Here is an 18,210-nt window from a genome sequence, read left to right on the forward strand (position 1 = left end):
AACTCACGTAATTACATTTCAAAGTAAGAAATATTCATGTTGGAGCATTTGGCGCACCCAGGGCTCTAAACCAGAACCCAACCTGAAGGCGCCCTCATGAATTCCGAAACACCACCGCAGAACCTCGAACGCTTGCTGGAACGCCTCGAGCAGGCCGGGGAGCCGGGTGAGCCGGTAAGCATCGAGTGCATGCTGCAGGCGACCGACGAGCGCAGCTTCGGTGCGCTGTTGCTGGTGCCGGGTCTACTGGTGCTGTCGCCGCTATCGGGCATTCCGGGACTGCCCAGCGTTTTTGCCGTAATGGTGTCGCTGATCGCCGTGCAACTGCTGTTCGGCCGCGAGCGCTTCTGGCTCCCCAGGTGGCTGCTCAAGCGCAGCGCCTCGCGCAGCAAGTACGACAAGGCCATCGGCTTTCTCCAACACATCTCCGGATACATCGACCGCCTGCTGCGGCGCCGGCTGACCTTCCTCACCAGCGGCATCGCGACGCGGCTGAACGCCGTGCTCTGCCTGGCGATCGCCGCCACCATGCCGCCGCTGGAGCTGATCCCGTTCGGCAATTCCATCGCCGGCGCCGGGCTCAGCGTGCTGGGCCTGGGCATGATGGCGCGCGACGGCGCCATGGTCATCGCCGCCCTGCTGTTCTTCTTCGGTCTGGCCTTCATGGTGTCCCGACTCTGGCTGTGAGCCGGTCTTGACGCCCGATAGCGGCCTCTCGACAGCATGGGGGCGCTGCGACACACTTGCGAAGGATGAGCCTCGCTCATCTTCACCCTCTTTCTGGGATTCGCTCGCCTGTCGCTCAGCGCGGTGCCGATCCCGCTTCGCAAGGTAGTTCGGCATGCTGGAAATTCGCCACCTGAAGACGCTTCATGCACTGCGGGAAACCGACAGTCTCGTCGAAGCCGCCGAGCGCCTGCACCTGACCCAGTCGGCGCTCTCCCATCAGTTCAAGGAGCTGGAGGAGCGCCTCGGCCTGCAGCTGTTCGTGCGCAAGACCCGCCCTGTGCGCTTCACCAGCGCCGGGTTGCGCCTGCTGCAACTGGCCGACCTGATGCTGCCGCAACTGCGCAGTGCCGAACGCGACCTGGCCCGCCTCGCCGGTGGCACGGCCGGCCGCCTGCACATGGCAATCGAATGTCACAGCTGTTTCCAGTGGCTGATGCCGACCATCGACCAGTTCCGCGACGCCTGGCCCGAAGTGGAGCTGGACCTGGCGTCCGGATTTTCCTTCGCGCCGCTGCCAGCCCTGGCCCGCGGCGATCTCGACTTGGTGGTGACCTCCGACCCGCTGGAGCTGCCGGGCATCACCTATGTGCCATTGTTCACCTACGAGGCGTTGCTCGCGGTGGCTAACCAGCACCCGCTGGCCGCGCGGCCGTACGTACGGCCAGAGGATCTGGCCAGCGAGACGCTGATCACCTATCCGGTCGAGCGGGATCGCCTGGACATCTTCACCCGCTTCCTAGAACCGGCCGATATCGAACCCGCGCAGGTGCGCACCTCGGAGCTCACCGTGATGATGATGCAGCTGGTCGCATCGGGGCGCGGGGTCTGCTGTCTGCCCAACTGGGCCCTGCATGAGTACAGCTCGCGCGGCTACGTCACCGCCAAGCGTCTCGGCGACAAGGGCCTGTTCGCCACGCTTTATGCCGGCATTCGCGCAGACATGCTCGATTCGCCGTTCATGCGCGACTTCCTGCTGACGGCCAAAGACACCTCCTTTGCCACCCTTGAAGGTGTCAGCGCCGCGCCCAAGGGTCGCTGACCCGGGCGTTCAGCGCCGCCGCGTCAGGCACAGGCAGACACCCACGGCCGCCGCCGCGATACCGCCGATCAGTAGCCAGTGCTTATCGCCATCGACCGCCGAACGCCAGCCACCGTCGATGCGCCGCTGCCCCAGCGGCGGGTGGAACAGATTGCCCGACGACGTCGGCACACGCTGTGCCCGGCCCAGGGCGAAGCCGGTGATCAGGCCGTTGAGCCGATCAAAGCCCGGTGTAAGGAAGTTCGCCAGACGCAGCAGGGTCGCGGTGGCGCCGACCGAGGTGGTGTGCCGCGGATGCAATGCCAGGCTGACCATGGCGTTGGCCACCTGACGCGGATCGATCAGGGGTGGCGGTGGCTGCAACGAGCGTCCGGCATAGTTACCGCCGTCGCGGAAACCGGGCGTGTCGACGATGCCAGGATAGACATCGCAGATGTGCACGCCCGGCCAAGGCCCCAGCTCGCCGCGCAGCGCCTGGGACAGCCCGCGCAGGCCGAACTTGCTCGCCGAATAGGCCGCCGCGAACGGCTGCGCGACCCAGCTGCCCACCGACAGCGTGTTGATCAGCACGCCGCGCTGCTGCTGTTTGAAATACGGCAGAACCGCATGGGCACCGCGCAGGTAGCCGAGCAGATCGGTCTGCACCACCTGCTCGTGGGCATCGAGCGGCGTCTCATCGAAGGCACCGACCGCACCGATGCCGGCATTGTTGATCCAGACGTCGATGCGCCCTTGTCCGAACTCCGCCGCCGCGCTGGCCAGGGCTTCCACTTCATCGCTATGGGTGACGTCGGTGGGCACCACCAGCACTTCGCCACCGAGCGCGCGACACTCGTCGGCGGTTTCCGCCAGAGCTTCGGCATCACGCGCCGCCAGCACCAGGCGCGCGCCCTGCCGTGCGAACGCCTGGGCCGCGGCGCGACCGATGCCACTGGAGGCGCCGGTCAGCACCACCAGGGCGCCGTGGAGATTTGCATGGGCCATCGTCATTCCTCCCTCCGCAGTCGTCTGTAGCTAAGCTGACAACCGCGGCGGGACGATCATTCCCGCCGATGGTCGGCGCAGCGGCCGTTCGGCTTCAGGCCTGCGCCACGGTGCCGGCCGCTTCGTCCGCCCAGGGGTCGTAGGTGCCGAAGCTCCACAGATGCCCTTCCGGGTCGCGGCAGCTGAAACCGCGACCGCCGTAATCCTCGTCCTTGAGCTCGATGACGATTTCCGCGCCGGCGGCCTTCGCCTGGGCATAAAGCGCATCGGCGCTGTTGACGATCACGTAGAGGCCCTGGGTAGAAGCACCGCCGATCTCGTCCGGCTGCCGCAGCAGCCGTCCATATTCGGAATCGATCACCGGTGCCACCATCACCATGCCGTTGCCGAAGGCCAGCTGCGCGTGGGTGATGCCCACCTGCTCATCGCGATATTGGCGTTGGCATTCGAAGCCGAAGGCCTGGCCCAGCCAATCGATGGCGGCGGCGACATCGCGATAGCGCAGGCAGGGGATCAGCGTCGCGCAGGTGTGCTTGCTCTGATTTGACATACGCAGCTCCCGTCGTGGATTGCCGATCGGCAACCTTCCCCAGTTGAGAACCGTACCGGGCCGTGCAATTCCCTCAGATGCGCTCGCTCAGGCCCAGACGTATTCCCAAGCCGATGAGGATCGAGCCCAGCGCGCGGTCGAGCCATTGGCTCACCGCGGGATTGCTGCGCAGCGCCGTGGTCGCCCGCGCGGCCAGCAGCACCAGCGCGCATTCGACGACGATCGCCACCACCACGACCAGCACGCCCAGCACCAGCAGCTGCAGCGGTACGGCGCCGTGCTCGGGGCGCACGAACTGCGGCAGGAAGGCCATGAAGAAGATCGCCGCCTTGGGGTTCAGCAGGTCGACCAGAACGCCCTGTCGATAGGCCTTCCAGGCCGACGCCTGCGGCACTGCGTTGGGCGCCAGCGTTCCGCCGGCACCGGCCGAGCGCAGCGCCTGGAAGCCCAGGTAGAGGAGATAGGCCGCACCGACGTACTTGACCACAGTGAACGCCAGCGCCGACGTTGCCAGGATCGCCGAAATACCCAGCGCGGCGAACACCACGTGCACCAGCGCCCCGCTGCAAACGCCGCACGCGGAAATGATGCCGATGCGCCGGCCGCCGCTGAGCGTTCGGGAAAACACGTAGAGCAGATCCGGGCCGGGCGACAGGTTGAGCGCCAGCGCAGCCGAAAAGAACACCATCCAGAAAAAGGGATCGCTCATCGCAGGTCTCCATCTGCCAACCGCATCAGCGTAGGAACTTCACTGCAGCCGCGCCAGTAGAAAATCACCCGCCCCTCTTCGTCGGAAAGCTGACACGAATTTCAACTTTTGACTTTTTTTTGTCGCAAAGCTGAACTACTTTCAGTTGCGCGTGGATGCTTAAGCCCACGCGTCCAGGACTCCCCTTCAACATTCAGCAAAGGACATGCGAATGAAAGACGACGTCGTGCCGGCCTATCAGCCCAACTCCCCCCGTGTACTGCTGCTTTCGGCCAGCAGCTCGCTCAACAGCACCCTGCGGCAGCATCTGTACGATTGCCCCGACTGGACGCTCAGCCACGCCTCGGCACCGCGCGGCGAGGTAGAGGCAGCGCTGGTGCTGCTCGACGTGGGGAGCTACGACCGCGACACCAACGTTCACCTGCTCAGGCAAATCGGCGACACGCCGGTCGCGCTGGTCAATGCGCAGCCGGACCAGGCGCGCCGGCTGGTCGAAACCCACCCCTGGATCCGTGGCGTGTTCTACCGCGCCACCCCGCGCACCATCTTCGTTCGCGGCATCCGCACGCTGCTCACCGGCGGCGACTGGCTGCCACGGGAGCTGATGGAGGCACTGCTGTCACGCTACCGGCAGCTGAGCAGCGCCAATCAGGTGATCGACGAACTGACGCTGCGGGAGAAGCAGATTCTCGCCCTCGCCGGTCAGGGTCTTTCCAATGCGGAGATCGGCGAGAAGCTGCACCTGAGCATCCATACCATCAAGAGCCATGTGCACAACGCACTGCGCAAACTGGGCGCGAGCAACCGTGCCCAGGGCGCCTCGCTGGTACTCGCGCACGTCAGCGAGGCGGTGTCGTGAAACGCACCGGCGCGCTGCTTCTGCTGCTGGTGGGCCTGACGGCCCAGGCAGACGAAGCCGAGCTGCAGGGTTTCATCACCAACAACACGATTTCCCGCTCCGGTCACGAGTTCTACCTGCGCTTCTGCGAGCGCCTGAACGACATCAGCGGCCTGGACTTCAACCTTGCCATCAAGGAGAGGCCCTCGGCGCGCTGGGGCGTTCTGGTCTGGGTCGAGCACGAGAACCAGACGCTGTACCGACGCTTTCTGCAGCCCAACGTGGCGGACATGAAGGAGCCGGCCTATGAGGCGGCCGACTTCGTGGTTGAGGAAATCAATCGGCGAAAGATCGAAGCGCTGTTCGAAGACAACATTGACATGGCCAAGGACGAATTATGAAACCGCACACCCACAAGCCCCTCGGCATGCTGCTCGGCGGCCTGCTGCTCAGTGCCGGCGCCAGCGCCACCGAGCTGGTCTATACCCCGGTCAATCCATCCTTCGGTGGCAGCCCGCTCAACGGTGCCTGGCTACTGGGCAATGCCCAGGCGCAGAACAACAAGAAGGATCCGGATGCGCTGGATCGTTCCTCGCTGTTCGGTAACCAGTCCGCGCTGGATCGCTTCACCAGCCAGCTGGAGTCGCGCCTGCTGGGCGACCTGCTCAGTGGCGTGAGCAGCGGCAAGACCGGCACCGTGACCACCGACGATTTCATCGTGCGCGTCTACAACGGCGACGCCGGCATGCTCATCGTGGAAATCACCGACCGCCTCACCGGAGAAATGTCCGAAATCATCGTCGGGCAGAACTGACCCCAAGGAGAAACAAAGGCCATGAGAAGCCTATTCGTAGCCATAGGGATGATGGCGTTACTTCAGGGCTGCAGCATTCGCGAGCCCCTGCCTGCCGACCAGCATCCGCCCACGCTGACCCCACGCACCTCCACCTACCAGGACCTGCTGGCGCTGCCGCGCCCGAAAGGCCCGCTGGTGGCTGCGGTGTACGGTTTCCGCGACCAGACCGGGCAGTACAAACCGACCCCTGCCAGCTCCTTCTCCACCGCGGTGACCCAGGGCGCGGCCAGCATGCTGGTCGATGCCATGCAGGCCAGCGGCTGGTTCGTGGTGCTCGAGCGCGAAGGCCTGCAGAACGTGCTGACCGAGCGCAAGATCATTCGTGCCTCCCAGGCCAAGCCGGATGTCGCGCCCAATATCCAGTCCGAACTGCCCTCGCTGCTGGCGGCGAACATCATCATGGAGGGCGCCATCGTCGCCTACGAAACCAACGTGCGCAGCGGCGGCCAGGGCGCACGCTACCTGGGCATCGGCGTCTCGCAGGAGTATCGCGTCGACCAGGTGACGGTGAACCTGCGGGCCATCGACGTGCGCAGCGGGCGAGTGCTGTCCAACGTGATGACCACCAAGACGATCTTCTCCATCGGCCGCAGCGCCAACGTCTACAAGTTCATCGAGTTCAAGGAACTGCTGGAAGCCGAGGCAGGCTACACCACCAACGAGCCCGCGCAGCTGTGCGTGCTCTCCGCCATCGAGGCTGCCGTCGCCCACCTGATCGCTCAGGGCGTCGAACGCCGTCTCTGGCAGACCGCCGAAGGCAACGGCAGCGAGCACCCTGCGCTGAGCAAGTACCTGAGCAAGCTGAACTGACACACACCGGCCGGCGCAACGCCGGCCGGTGCTCCGTCGCCAGCGGCCCTGACGACAGCCCCGATCATGCAACCGACACCGCGCGCTGCTACCGCGGTGTTTTTCGCGTCCACGTAAACACCTCTTGCGCACCAACAGACAACACTTTCAATCGTTGGATGGATGTTTTCTGCACTGAATCGAGGCAAACATGTCGGTATCTGAGCTCGATCAGGACAGGACGCCCATGAAACGCTCGCAACGGATTGCGCATGACCTGCTGTTGCCCATGATTCTCCTGCTGGCCGCTTACGGCCATGCCGAGGTCGCCATTCCGGGCGATCTGGCCCCGAATGAACTCGTTCCTTCCGCCATTCACTCATCCGTTTTCGGTCAGGCCGCCAGCGGCGCGCAGGGTGCGCTCGCGGTCGTTCAGCAGGCCGGGCAAGGCATGACCGGACGCATCGCCCAGAGCGGCGCGGAGCTGGAGGCCTACATCTTTCAGAACGGCTACGCCAACAGCGCCTCGATCGAACAGATCGGCCAGGGCAACGCGGCGCTGATCAGCCAGGACGGCTTCGGCAACGAGGCCCAGATCGAACAGATCGGCGCGGACAACCGTGCCGCCATCGCACAGCAGGGCTCGAGCAATCGCGCCCTCATCGAACAGACCGGCAGCGGGCACAGCAGCAATGTCAGCCAGAGCGGCCGCGGTCTGACGGTAGTGGTTCGCCAGTACCGCTAATCCCAGGGAAATACCGCTGTACTTAAAACATCCATGGAGTGACAAAAATGTTTAAGTTCAAACCTCTTGTAGCAGCCATCCTGACTGTCGCCACTGCCCAGGCTTTCGCGGCCAACAACACCTCCGAGCAGGACCAGCTGGGCATCATCAATGTCGCGCAAGTGCTGCAAAGCGGCGGTTCGGGCAACCTGGCCAAGCAGGGCCAGAGCGGCTTCGGCAACCAGGCGACGGTCGAGCAGAGCCACTCGCGGGAGACGACCGCAACGCAGTCCCAGGCTGGCAACTACAACGTCGCCGATGCCCAGCAGAGCGCCACCGCGCTGACCGCCGCTACGCAGAACCAGCGCGGCTGGGGCAATGACGCAACGGTCGAACAGACCGGTACCTACAAGACCGGCGCCACGCAGAACCAGAACGGTATTCACAACGTTGCCGAAACCTTCCAGACCGGCACCACGACCAGCAGCGCCAACACCGAGCAGACCGGCAAGCACAACTATGGTCTGATCACCCAGAGCGCTGCGATCAATAGCCAGGGCAAGCTGGTACAGGACGGCGAACTGAACAATGCCAGCGTCACCCAGACCGCCAGCTGGGGCGACCGCGCCCTTGTCGACCAGCAGGGCACCGACAACGATGCGCATGTCACTCAGGTCGCCAGCATCGGCTCCATCGCGGAAGTCGAGCAGGTCGGCTGGCGCAACGACGCCATGGTTTCCCAGACCGGCCACCAGCACGAGGCCTACATGCTGTCGGATGGCAACAACAACCGGGTGGACATCGACCAGAGTGGCAATGCGCAGAACGCCTTTGCGCTGCAGTACGGCAACGGCAACGATTCGCGCATCACACAGAGCAACAGCCCGTTCGGCGGCAACAACACCGCGACCACCGAGCAGTTCGGCACAGCCAACGAGGCCGACATCAACCAGCACGGCCGCAATCAGACCGCCAAGACCATCCAGCACGGCGGGTTCAACGTCGCCTCGGTGGATCAGCAGGGTCGCGGCAACGAACTGCACTTCCAGCAGGACGGCGTCGGCAACGAGCTGAACGCGGTGCAGAACGGCAGCGACAATGAAATCGTCGGCGTCAGCCATGGCTGGCACAACAGCAGCGACATCGAGCAGACCGGCGGCGACAACCTGGCCACCGTGCGTCAGGAAGGCACCCTGAACGAGCTGATGCTGACTCAGAGTGGCTACGACCATCTGGCCAAGGTCACTCAGCACGGCTTCGCCAACGACGCCCTGGTCAGCCAGGCCGGCTACGGCAACGCTGCCTACATCAACCAGAACGGCACCAACAACAGCGCGCTGGTCACCCAGCACTGAGTTGGCGCTCACCGACTGCCGGCCTCGCGCCGGCAGTCGCACGCCTGCATCCCACCTTTCTCATCGCCCGACCGCCGTGCGGCTGCACCGTTTCGGTCGAAACCCTGGCGATCCGCCATCGCCCTCGCCCCAAACTGAAGCAAGCTGACGCATCGGTCAGGTCATCCCTGCCCGACAATCAGCTGCGCGGAAGCCTGGCCGCGCGCTTCCTGGATTTCAATCGCCACAAAATAGCCTTTCAAATCATCTAGTTAACCTTACGCTACAACCGCAATCCGTGATTGGCGCGGCGCTTGCTATGGGACCAAAGCCTGACCGCTTGGACAACTTACAAGCTCACTCAAATGCCAATACGGAGACACACTCAATGAAGCGCAGCCTGACCACCGCAGCCCTCGCGGCCGGGTTCATCCTCAGTAGCCAAGCCATGGCCAGCCCCATGCTCTGGCAGAACAACAGCCTTACCTACCTCTACGGCAAGAACTTCGCCGTGGACTCCGCCGGCGGAAAGGAAGGCGATATCCAGCAGACCATCACCTTCGAACATGCCAGCGGCTGGACCTGGGGGGACATGTTCCTGTTCGTCGACAACAAGTGGTACAACGGCATCTCCGGCAGCGACGGCCATACCTACTACGGCGAGTTCAGCCCACGCCTCTCGCTGGGCAAGATCAGCGGCGCCGACCTGTCCTTCGGCCCGGTCAAGGACGTGCTGATCTCCGCGACCTACGAGCGCGGCGAAGGCCGCAACCGCAACTACCTGCTCGGCCCGGCTGTGGATCTGGAGATCCCCGGCTTCGATCGCTTCGCCCTGAACACCTACTACCGCAAGCCCGACGGCATCACCGGCAAGCCGAGCGGCCAGTGGCAGATCACCCCGACCTGGGCCATGACCTTCCCGGTCGGCAAGTCGGACATCCTCTTCGATGGCTACATCGACTGGGTCGTCAACGACAAGAAGAACGGCAACACCGAGCTGAAGAAGAACTTCCACTTCAACCCGCAGGTCAAGTACGACCTCGGCAAGGCGCTGGACTACACGCCCGGCAAGCTCTACGTCGGTATCGAATACGACTACTGGTCGAACAAGTACGGCATCGAGGACACCGATGCCTTCAACACCGACAACAACGTCACCAACTTCATCGTCAAGGCGCATTTCTGATGCGCCCGCCGCCCGGACAACGGGCGGCACCTTGCCGTGTCAGTCGCGTTCGCTTCAACAAGCGCAACGGCTGCTCGCGCAACGAAACTCGTGCAGAATCAGCCCAGTCAGCTAACCACCGCCCTGCTTCGGTGGGTCTGAACCGCAGGGTGGGCTTCAGCCCACCGAAACGGTAACGGCCGCCTGCCGGGCTAACGCTCACACCGAAGGCCGACTGCCCGCGCGCTCACGGATAGGGAACATGGACAAGAACAACGCACCGCCGCCGCTCTACACCGCCCAAGGCAAGCCTGCCGGCCGCATTCGCCAGAAGAATGAGGAAACCATTCTCGCCGCGGCCGCCGAGGAATTCGCCCGCTACGGTTTCAAGGGCACCAGCATGAACGCCATCGCCAGCCGCGCCGGGCTGCCCAAGGCCAACGTTCACTATTACTTCAACAGCAAGCTGGGGCTGTACGTGGAGGTCATGCGGCACATCCTCGAACTCTGGGATACCGCCTTCGACGACCTCACCGTGGACGACGACCCGGCCACCGCCCTGGCCGAGTACATCCGCATCAAGATGGAATTCTCGCGGCGCCATCCGCAAGCCTCGAAGATCTTCGCCATGGAAGTCATCAGCGGCTGCGAATGCCTGTCCGAGCACTTCAACCAGGACTATCGCAACTGGTTCCGCGGCCGCGCCGCGGTATTCGACGCCTGGATCGCCGCCGGCAAGATGGACCCGGTCGACCCCATGCACCTGATCTTCCTGATCTGGGCTGGAACGCAGCACTACGCCGACTTCTCCGACCAGATCCGCCGCATCAACGGCAAGCGGATGACCCGCGCGGACTTCGCCCTTGCCAGCGACAACCTGATCGCCATCATCCTCAAGGGCTGTGGGCTCAAGCCACCGGCAGCGGAGCGCTGAAGGCTTGGCCCGCAAGCTGCGCATCCACTCGCCGGCCATCCATTATTTCGACATGGTGCGCCGCTGCCAGTCGATCCGCGAAGCCTCGCGCCGGCTCAACGTTGCCTCCTCGGCGGTCAATCGGCAGATTCTCAAGCTCGAAGACGAGGTCGGCACGCCGCTGTTCGAGCGACTGCCCGGTGGCCTGCGCCTGACCGCCGCTGGCGAGATCTTCGCCCGCCACGTCATCGTCGTACTGCAGGACACCGAGCGTGTGCGCTCCGAACTGGACGCGCTACAGGGCCTGCGCACCGGCCACGTGGAGATCGCCACGGTATCCGGCGTCACCACCGATCTGCTGCCCGGCGTGCTGGAACAGCTGCGTGAACGCTATCCGCGCGTCACGGTCGGCGTAACCAGCCTCGGCTCGCAGGCCATTCCCGACGCGGTGACCAGCGGCCAGGCGGATATCGGCCTGGCCTTCGCCCTGCCGCGTACCGCCGACCTGCAGCAGCTGGGCGTCGGTCATTTCCGCCTGGGCGCCATCGTCGCGCCGGGGCATCCACTGGCCGAGCGCCGGGACGTCAGCTTCGCCACCTGCGCCGAGTACCCACTGATCCTGGCCAAGAGCGACCTTTCCATCCATCACCTGCTGGCGCCGCTGCTCGCACGCACTCGCCCGCGGCACAAGGCGCCGCTGGAAACCAGTTCGGTGGAGCTGGCCCTGCAGATGGCCAAGCGCGGCGCCGGCGTCGCATTCCAGACACGCATCGGCATTGAGGCCGAGCTGGCCAACGGCACCCTGGTGCACGTTCCGCTGAACGACGGCGGCTCGGTGTTCAGCGACCTCGGCGTGTACGTGCGCAGTTCGCGTTACCTGCCGGTCGCGGTGGACGCCTTTGTCCGCGCACTGAGCGAGGAAATCGCCATCCGCGAAGCGGCGCAGGGCACCTCCTCGTCCTGCACCACGCCGCAGCAGCGCTGAACGTTCCGCCCTGGATGCCGCTCTATTGAGCGAACCCACTGCTCAGGAGCGTTCTTGATGGCTTCCCGTCTGCTCGCCGTACCGGCTGCCCTGCTTTTCTCGCTCGCGTCCTACTCCTGTCTTGCCGCCGACGGCACCCCGCTGGGCTGGGTGGAGCGCGGCCAGATACTGCCCGAGCACGTCACGGTTAAATTCAAGCTGGACACCGGCGCCCTGACCTCGTCCATGCATGCCGAAGACCTCGACTACTTCGAAAAGGACGGCGACAAGTGGGTCCGCTTCGATCTGGACCTCAAGGACGTGGAGCAAGACAAGCTGGTCAAGTCGCGCATCGAGCGCAAGCTGCAGCGCGAGCTGACCGTGCGCGGCGCCGGCGGCAAGGAAGATCGGCCGGTGGTGCTGATGAAGGTCTGCGTCGGCGATCGTCTGCTCGAAGAGGAGTTCTCCCTGAGAGACCGCGACGAGATGAACTACCCGGTGCTGCTGGGCCGGCGCACCCTGGAAAAGCTCGGGCCGGTGGACTCGGCACGCACCTTCACCATCGAGCCCAGCTGTGCGGAAGTTGCCGAGCGCTGAACGGGCCTGAGCCCTAGTCCCGCGCCACGAACAGCAACGCCTTGAGCCCGCTCTCAGGACTGATGTCCGGAAACTCCGGCGGGTTTTCCAGGCGTTTGGAAAAGCGCAGCTGCGGCGCTTCGGCGGCCATGCCCTGGATCAGGAAGTCGGTGCCGGTATCAGGGTCGTTGACGCAGGCCAGCACCTGGCCGCCTGGGTTCAGCAACTCAGGCAGGCGGCGCAGGATCTTCTGGTAGTCGCGGGTCAGCGCGAAGCTGCCCTTCTGGAAGGATGGCGGGTCGATGATGATCAGGTCGTAGGGTCCGAGCTTGCGGACCTTGCCCCAGGACTTGAACAGCTCGTGGCCGAGAAAGCTGACCCGACTGATCTCATGGCCGTTCAGGCGGTGGTTCTCGCGCCCCCGGGTCAGCGCCGCGCTGGCCATGTCCAGGTTGACCACATGCTCGGCGCCGCCGGCGATCGCCGCGACCGAGAAACCGCAGGTGTAGGCGAACAGGTTGAGCACGCGCTTGCCGCGCGCATGCTCCTGTACCCAGCGGCGCCCATAGCGCATGTCGAGGAACAGCCCATTGTTCTGCTTGCGCCCCAGATCCAGCTTGTAGTGCAGGCCGTTCTCACTGATCCGCCACTCCGCGGGCACGTCGCCGAACAGTGCCTCGGTCGGCGCGTCAGGCAGGTAGCGGTGCTGCAGCAGGAGGTGCTGAACCTGCCGCTGCTGCCATGCCGAGGACTCGGCCAACGCCTGCAGCATCCGCTTCAGCGCCTCCAGCTCCGCCGCACCGGGATCGCGAAACAGCGCCACCAGCAGCACACCCTGCAGCCAGTCGACGGTCAGCTGTTCCAGCCCCGGATAGCAGCGGCCCCGCCCGTGAAACAGCCGCCGTATCTCCTCGGGCGCAGCGGCCAGGGCGTCGAGCAGGTGTCGTTCGAGGATCGTGAGGGGGGCGGTGGTCATGGGACGGGCATCTTGGCAGCGGGCCGTGCATTCTAAACGGCGTAGCCGTCTGGGAGCATGCCCGCGTGGCGTTTGCTTGGCCGGCAAGAACCGGCTCGTCAGGCGGCGGAAACTATGCGCGACGGCCAATTGCCCAATCTAGCGTCAGCGAACACTGGCATCGCACTCTTCTGCCGAGCCCTATCGGTCCACGTTAAGGACACCCGATGAAGCATCCAAAACTCATCCACCACGGCGCTCGCGAAGGCGTGACCGGCTCGTGTCATCAATTGTGGATGGACGAAAACAGCAGCGTACTGATCGACTGCGGGCAATTTCAGGGCGACGACGAAGCGGGGCACGAAGATGAGCTGGCGCTGGACTTCTCCGTCGAGGGTGTCAAGGCGCTGATCGTGACGCACGTGCACATCGACCATGTCGGGCGTATCCCGAACCTCCTGGCAGCGGGCTTCGACGGGCCGATCCTGTGCAGCGAACCGTCCGCCCGGCTGCTGCCGATCGTACTGGAGGATGCCTTCCGGCTCTCCATCAGCCGTGACCAGGACCAACTGGAGCGCTACCTCAAGGTCGTCGAGCAGCGCATCATCGCCCTGCCCTACGATCACTGGTTCACCCTCAACGAAACCGACGGCCGCGCGTGCAAGGTACGCCTGCAGCCGGCGGGGCATGTGCTGGGTTCGGCCTACGTCGAGCTGGAGCTCAGCGAGGGCTCCGACGTCCAGCGCGTGGTATTCAGCGGCGACCTGGGCGCGCCACATTCACCGCTGCTGCCGGACCTGGTACCGCCCGAGCGCGCCGATCTGCTGATTCTCGAAAGCACCTATGGCGACCGCCGTCACGAGGATCGCGCGCACCGCCGCGAACGGTTGCAGGCGGCCATCGAGCGGGCGCTGGCCGACCAGGGCACGGTGCTCATTCCGTCGTTCAGTATCGGCCGAACGCAGGAGCTGCTGTTCGAGCTGGAGGAGATCCTCCACGAGAAGCGCGAAGCGTCCGAAGCCAGCGGCACGCCTGTCGAAGCGCCAGAACAGGCCAGGGATGGCGACCCCGATATCGACTGGCCGCAGCTTCCCATCATCCTCGACTCGCCGCTCGCCAGCCGCTTCACCGCCACCTACAAGGAGTTGCAAGGCTACTGGGACGAAGACGCCCGTCATCGCCTGGAGGAAGGCCGCAAGCCGCTGTCGTTCAAGCAGCTCATCACCGTCGACAGCCATGACGAACACATGCGCATCGTCGAACACCTCGCACAGACCGCACGCCCGGCTATCGTCATCGCCGGCAACGGCATGTGCTCGGGCGGACGCATCGTCAATTACCTCAAGGCCATGCTGGGGGACCCGCGACACAACGTGGTGTTCGTCGGCTACCAGGGCAAGGGCACGCCGGGACGGGACATACAGACCTACGGGCCGGACGGCGGCTTCGTCGATCTGGACGCAGAGCGCATCGACATCCGCGCCGGCATCGACAGCGTCGGTGGCTATTCCGCCCACGCCGACCAGGCGGACCTGGTGGGCTTCGTCACGCGCATGCAGCAATGGCCGAGCGAGATCCGCCTGATCCATGGCGAGGACCAGGCCAAGCAGCGCCTGGCCGAGGTGCTCCGCGAGCGCTACGAGCAGGCCAGCCGGCAAGGCCGGGTGGTTATCCCATGAGGCCCGCGAGCCCCATCCTCATGACTTATCCCGATGCATGACAGCTGGCCACCGGGCAGCATGCCCGCGCGAAGCCAGCTACAGTGCAAGTTCACGTCAAACCCAAGCGAGGGGCCCATGCTCAATCATGTAATGGTCGGTTCGAATGACATAGAACGGTCGAAGCGCTTCTACGATGCCGTGCTCGGCGTACTCGGCGCAGGCGAGCCGATGCTGCACAAGGCCCCGACCGGGCATACCCGGTACTTCTATCGCCACGACGGCAGCACGTTCGGAATCACCGAGCCCATCAACGACGAACAAGCCACCGCGGCCAACGGCGGCACCATCGGTTTCAAGTGCAGCTCGCCGGAGCAGGTCCGGGCGTTTCACGAGGCCGGTCTCGCCAACGGCGGCAGTACCTGCGAGGACCCGCCGGGCGAGCGTGACGGCAGCCTGGGCCGGATGTTCGTCGCCTATGTGCGTGACCCCGACGGCAACAAACTGTGCGCGATCCATCGCATGAAGTGACGCGCCGCCCACTGGGCATTGCCATGGATGCGTCAGGGCCGGCTGACGCATCGCCGTTGGCAGGCGGCATGGCCGCCCGCTCACCCCGGTCTCACGGCTCGACGATGAGACCGACGCCGCGCCCACGCGGGTCAGACCCGGTCTGCAGACGTCTGCCGTCGACGCGAATCGCCTGGATGTCACCCATCAACCAGCCCTGATCCTCCAGCGTATAGCCCATGGCTTCCAGCGCTTGCGCCACCTCTCCGGTCAGCGGCGCATGGGCGTCGTAGTAGATCGTGTCCTTGGGCAACAGCTGGTGGTGCACCCGCTGCGCGGCCACGGCTTTTTCCAGCGGCAGGCCGAAGTCGTAAACGTTGTTCAGCACCTGGAAGATCGAGGTGAAGATGCGCGAGCCGCCGGGTGTACCCAGCACCAGGCTGACCTTGCCGTCGCGGGTGACGATGCTCGGGCTCATGGACGACAGCATGCGCTTGCCGGGTTCGATGGCGTTGGCGTCGCTGCCGACCACGCCGAAGGCATTGGCCACACCTGGCTTGGCACTGAAGTCGTCCATTTCGTCGTTGAGCAAGAAGCCGGCACCCTTGACCACCACGCCGCTGCCGTAGTCCAGGTTGAGGGTGTAGGTGTTGCTCACCGCGTTGCCGTCGGCATCGACGATGGAGAAGTGCGTGGTCTGATGGCTTTCCAGGCCCGGTCGTACCTTCTCCGTTGCGGAGATGGCCGTGGGGTTGATCTCGGCGGCGCGCTGCGCGAGGTATTCAGGCGAAGTCAGCCGCTTCACCGGCACATCGGAAAAGTCCGGATCGCCCAGGTAGTCCGCGCGATCAGCAAACACGCGCTTCTCGATCTCCGCCAGCAGATGGATGTAGCGCGCCGAGTTCAGCTCGACACCCTCGAAGTCGGCGGCACGGCGCTCCTTGATGCCGATCAGCTGGGCCAGGGCGATGCCGCCGGAACTGGGCAGAGGCGCGGTGTACAGGCTGTTGCCACGCCAGTCGATGCGCATCGGCTCACGCCATTTGACGCGATAGTCGGCCAGGTCTTGCTGGGTGATCAGCCCGCCATCGCGCTCCATCTGCGCGACCAGCAATGCGGCGGTCTTGCCTTTGTAGAAGTCGTCCGGCCCCTGGTCGGCGATGCGTTCCAGCGTCTCGGCCAGCTCCGCCTGGCGGAAGGTCGCACCCGGACGCATGCTGCCGAAGTAGTCCTCGAAGTTGGTCGTACCGTTGAACAGGCCGATGGCGTCTTCGCGATACTGGAATTGCTGGTCGGCCACCGTGAAGCCTTCACGGGCATAACCGACTGCCGGGGTGATGAGTTCACTCCAGGGCAACTTGCCGAAGCGCTGGTGGGCTTCCCACATACCCAACACCGTGCCAGGCACGCCGGCTGCCCGGGCGCCCACCAGGCTGAGGTTCTCGATCACCTCGCCCTGATCATCCAGAAACATGGTCTTGCTGGCGGCCTTCGGCGCGACTTCCCGGTAGTCCAGGAAATACGGCTTGCCGTCCATGTACAGGGTCATGAAACCGCCGCCGCCGATATTGCCCGCCTCGGGATAGGTGACGGCCAGGGTAAAGGCGGTCGCCACCGCCGCGTCCACCGCGTTGCCGCCATTCTTCAGGACCTGGGCGGCCACCTTGGCGCTGTATTCATCGGGAGCGGCAACCGCCCCGCCTTCCAGAAGCGCACCGTAGGCCACGGAGCTCGTCGCGACGATTGCCGCCAGAGTGAACTGGGTGATGTGTAGCAAGCGCATCGTAGTCATCCTTATTGTCGTGATCGCGCCGCCCCGACATCGCTCGGAGCGGGCACTTATCCAACATAGACGACCGTGATGCCGCCGTACCGCTTGGCCGCCGCACGGCAGCGGCGTCAGAACTCCAGGCAGATCTTGCCGAAGTGCTGGTTGCTCTCCTGGTAACGGAACGCCTCGACGATCTCGTCCAGCGCAAACCGCTTGTCGATCACCGGACGGATGCCATTGGCATCGATGGCACGGATCATTTCCTGCTGCTGCGTGCGGCTGCCCACCAGCACGCCCTGCAAGCGCAACTGACGCACCAGTGCCGGCACCAGCTGCAGCTCGCCGGCAATGCCGGTAAGAATGCCGATCACCGAGATATGCCCGCCGATGCGCGCGGCAACCATCGACTGCGCCAGCGTCGCCGGCCCGCCGACCTCGATCACATGGTCCACGCCGCGGCCATCGGTCAGCTCGCGCACCGTCTCGCCCCAGGCGGGTGTCGTTCGGTAGTTGATCAGGTGGTCGGCGCCCATCTCCCGCAGGCGCTCCAGCTTGGCGTCGCTGGACGAGGTGGCGATGACCGTGGCGCCGGCCATCTTGGCGAACTGCAGGGCGAAGATCGATACGCCGCCGGTACCCTGGATCAACACGCTGTCGCCGGGCTTGAGCTTGCCGTCGGCCATCAGCGCACGCCAGGCAGTGAGGCCGGCGGTGGTCAGGGTGGACGCCTCGGCATGGCTGTAGCCCTTGGGCGCATGGGTGAACGAGGTGGCGCGGGCGGTGACCATTTCGCGGGCATAGCCATCGACACCGTCGCCCGGCACCGTGGCGAAGCCTTCCACCAGCGGCTCGCCGGCCAGCCAGTCGGGGAAGAAGGTGCTGACTACCGCGTCGCCAACGGCAAATTCAGTCACGCCCGAACCCACCGCCACCACTTCACCGGCGCCATCGGCCATGGGAATGCGCGGCTCGCTGGGCCCCCACATGCCGCTCACCACCGCGAAGTCGTGGTAGTTCAGCGAGTTGGCGCGCAGCCGCACGGTGATCTCGCCGGCCTCGGGCCGGGCGGCCTCGCTGGTGCCGACGATGACCCGCTCATAACCGCCGCCGGGCTGTACGAATATGGCTTTGTGGCTCATGAACACT

At 64.9% G+C, this 18,210-nt stretch carries 20 protein-coding genes; 14 read left to right on the top strand and 6 right to left on the bottom strand.

Translation table 11 applies throughout. The annotated features are described in order from the left end of the window. Positions 1-96: 96 nt before the first annotated feature. Together ACVRRC_RS12390 and metR are read left to right on the top strand one after the other, a co-directional pair. Complete coding sequence (locus tag ACVRRC_RS12390; RefSeq protein WP_014597259.1) at positions 97-687, top strand: exopolysaccharide biosynthesis protein; 591 nt, start codon at positions 97-99, stop codon at positions 685-687. A gap of 154 nt (positions 688-841) precedes the next feature. Continuing rightward, entirely contained in the window at positions 842-1,768 is a 927-nt protein-coding gene (metR, locus tag ACVRRC_RS12395) for a transcriptional regulator MetR (protein WP_011913955.1), read from the top strand. Positions 1,769-1,777: 9 nt separating this feature from the next. Here metR and ACVRRC_RS12400 read toward each other — a convergent pair whose 3' ends face one another. The 3 genes from ACVRRC_RS12400 to ACVRRC_RS12410 all read right to left on the bottom strand — a co-directional run bounded on the left by ACVRRC_RS12400 (position 1,778) and on the right by ACVRRC_RS12410 (position 4,011). Next, on the bottom strand, positions 1,778-2,752 hold the full coding sequence (locus ACVRRC_RS12400) for an SDR family oxidoreductase (protein ID WP_011913956.1): 975 nt from the start codon (positions 2,750-2,752) through the stop codon (positions 1,778-1,780). Positions 2,753-2,846: 94 nt separating this feature from the next. Next, complete coding sequence (locus tag ACVRRC_RS12405) at positions 2,847-3,302, bottom strand: VOC family protein (protein ID WP_019405940.1); 456 nt, start codon at positions 3,300-3,302, stop codon at positions 2,847-2,849. 73 nt (positions 3,303-3,375) lie between these two features. Next, positions 3,376-4,011 carry a LysE family translocator gene (locus ACVRRC_RS12410; RefSeq protein WP_472997071.1) on the bottom strand — a complete coding sequence of 212 codons (636 nt, stop codon included), beginning with the start codon at positions 4,009-4,011 and terminating at the stop codon, positions 3,376-3,378. 211 nt (positions 4,012-4,222) lie between these two features. Between ACVRRC_RS12410 and ACVRRC_RS12415 the strand changes: the two genes are divergently transcribed. The 10 genes from ACVRRC_RS12415 (at position 4,223) to rloA3 (ending at position 12,191) form a co-directional block, all read left to right on the top strand. Beyond that, the gene (locus ACVRRC_RS12415; protein WP_011913959.1) at positions 4,223-4,870 is read left to right on the top strand and encodes a helix-turn-helix transcriptional regulator; all 648 of its coding nucleotides are present in this window, start codon (positions 4,223-4,225) and stop codon (positions 4,868-4,870) included. Beyond that, positions 4,867-5,250 carry a curli production assembly/transport protein CsgE gene (gene csgE, locus ACVRRC_RS12420; protein ID WP_013983473.1) on the top strand — a complete coding sequence of 128 codons (384 nt, stop codon included), beginning with the start codon at positions 4,867-4,869 and terminating at the stop codon, positions 5,248-5,250. The genes ACVRRC_RS12415 and csgE overlap by 4 nt, the downstream gene beginning before the upstream one ends. Beyond that, positions 5,247-5,663, top strand: coding sequence for a curli assembly protein CsgF (locus ACVRRC_RS12425; protein ID WP_011913961.1), 417 nt, complete (start codon positions 5,247-5,249; stop codon positions 5,661-5,663). The genes csgE and ACVRRC_RS12425 overlap by 4 nt, the downstream gene beginning before the upstream one ends. 21 nt (positions 5,664-5,684) lie before the next feature. Next, complete coding sequence (locus ACVRRC_RS12430; RefSeq protein ID WP_013983474.1) at positions 5,685-6,515, top strand: CsgG/HfaB family protein; 831 nt, start codon at positions 5,685-5,687, stop codon at positions 6,513-6,515. 226 nt (positions 6,516-6,741) lie between these two features. Then, positions 6,742-7,239 carry a curli production assembly protein CsgB gene (locus ACVRRC_RS12435; protein WP_472997072.1) on the top strand — a complete coding sequence of 166 codons (498 nt, stop codon included), beginning with the start codon at positions 6,742-6,744 and terminating at the stop codon, positions 7,237-7,239. Positions 7,240-7,286: 47 nt separating this feature from the next. Beyond that, positions 7,287-8,573, top strand: coding sequence for a hypothetical protein (locus ACVRRC_RS12440; protein ID WP_472997073.1), 1,287 nt, complete (start codon positions 7,287-7,289; stop codon positions 8,571-8,573). Positions 8,574-8,940: 367 nt separating this feature from the next. Then, positions 8,941-9,738: an outer membrane protein OmpK gene (locus tag ACVRRC_RS12445; protein WP_472040438.1), complete on the top strand. Its 798-nt coding sequence runs from the start codon at positions 8,941-8,943 to the stop codon at positions 9,736-9,738. Between the two features lie 241 nt (positions 9,739-9,979). After that, positions 9,980-10,651, top strand: coding sequence for a TetR/AcrR family transcriptional regulator (locus tag ACVRRC_RS12450; RefSeq protein ID WP_019405935.1), 672 nt, complete (start codon positions 9,980-9,982; stop codon positions 10,649-10,651). Between the two features lie 4 nt (positions 10,652-10,655). Beyond that, entirely contained in the window at positions 10,656-11,615 is a 960-nt protein-coding gene (locus tag ACVRRC_RS12455) for a LysR family transcriptional regulator (protein WP_200632021.1), read from the top strand. Between the two features lie 57 nt (positions 11,616-11,672). Continuing rightward, complete coding sequence (gene rloA3, locus ACVRRC_RS12460; protein ID WP_011913968.1) at positions 11,673-12,191, top strand: retropepsin-like aspartic peptidase RloA3; 519 nt, start codon at positions 11,673-11,675, stop codon at positions 12,189-12,191. Positions 12,192-12,204: 13 nt separating this feature from the next. Here rloA3 and ACVRRC_RS12465 read toward each other — a convergent pair whose 3' ends face one another. Beyond that, positions 12,205-13,146 carry a class I SAM-dependent methyltransferase gene (locus tag ACVRRC_RS12465; RefSeq protein ID WP_472997074.1) on the bottom strand — a complete coding sequence of 314 codons (942 nt, stop codon included), beginning with the start codon at positions 13,144-13,146 and terminating at the stop codon, positions 12,205-12,207. 206 nt (positions 13,147-13,352) lie between these two features. Here ACVRRC_RS12465 and ACVRRC_RS12470 point away from each other — a divergent pair, with 206 nt between their 5' ends. Further along, positions 13,353-14,804: an MBL fold metallo-hydrolase gene (locus tag ACVRRC_RS12470; protein WP_472997075.1), complete on the top strand. Its 1,452-nt coding sequence runs from the start codon at positions 13,353-13,355 to the stop codon at positions 14,802-14,804. 117 nt (positions 14,805-14,921) lie between these two features. Then, the gene (locus ACVRRC_RS12475; RefSeq protein WP_013983482.1) at positions 14,922-15,314 is read left to right on the top strand and encodes a VOC family protein; all 393 of its coding nucleotides are present in this window, start codon (positions 14,922-14,924) and stop codon (positions 15,312-15,314) included. Positions 15,315-15,405: 91 nt separating this feature from the next. On the opposite strand, the gene ggt is transcribed toward ACVRRC_RS12475, so the two are convergent. After that, complete coding sequence (gene ggt / locus ACVRRC_RS12480) at positions 15,406-17,076, bottom strand: gamma-glutamyltransferase (protein ID WP_045158657.1); 1,671 nt, start codon at positions 17,074-17,076, stop codon at positions 15,406-15,408. A 116-nt stretch (positions 17,077-17,192) separates the two neighbouring features. Beyond that, positions 17,193-18,203, bottom strand: a complete 1,011-nt coding sequence (locus ACVRRC_RS12485) for a zinc-dependent alcohol dehydrogenase family protein (protein ID WP_014597272.1) — start codon at positions 18,201-18,203, stop codon at positions 17,193-17,195. Positions 18,204-18,210: the final 7 nt, after the last annotated feature.

This window comes from Stutzerimonas sp. LR2, assembly GCF_055755175.1.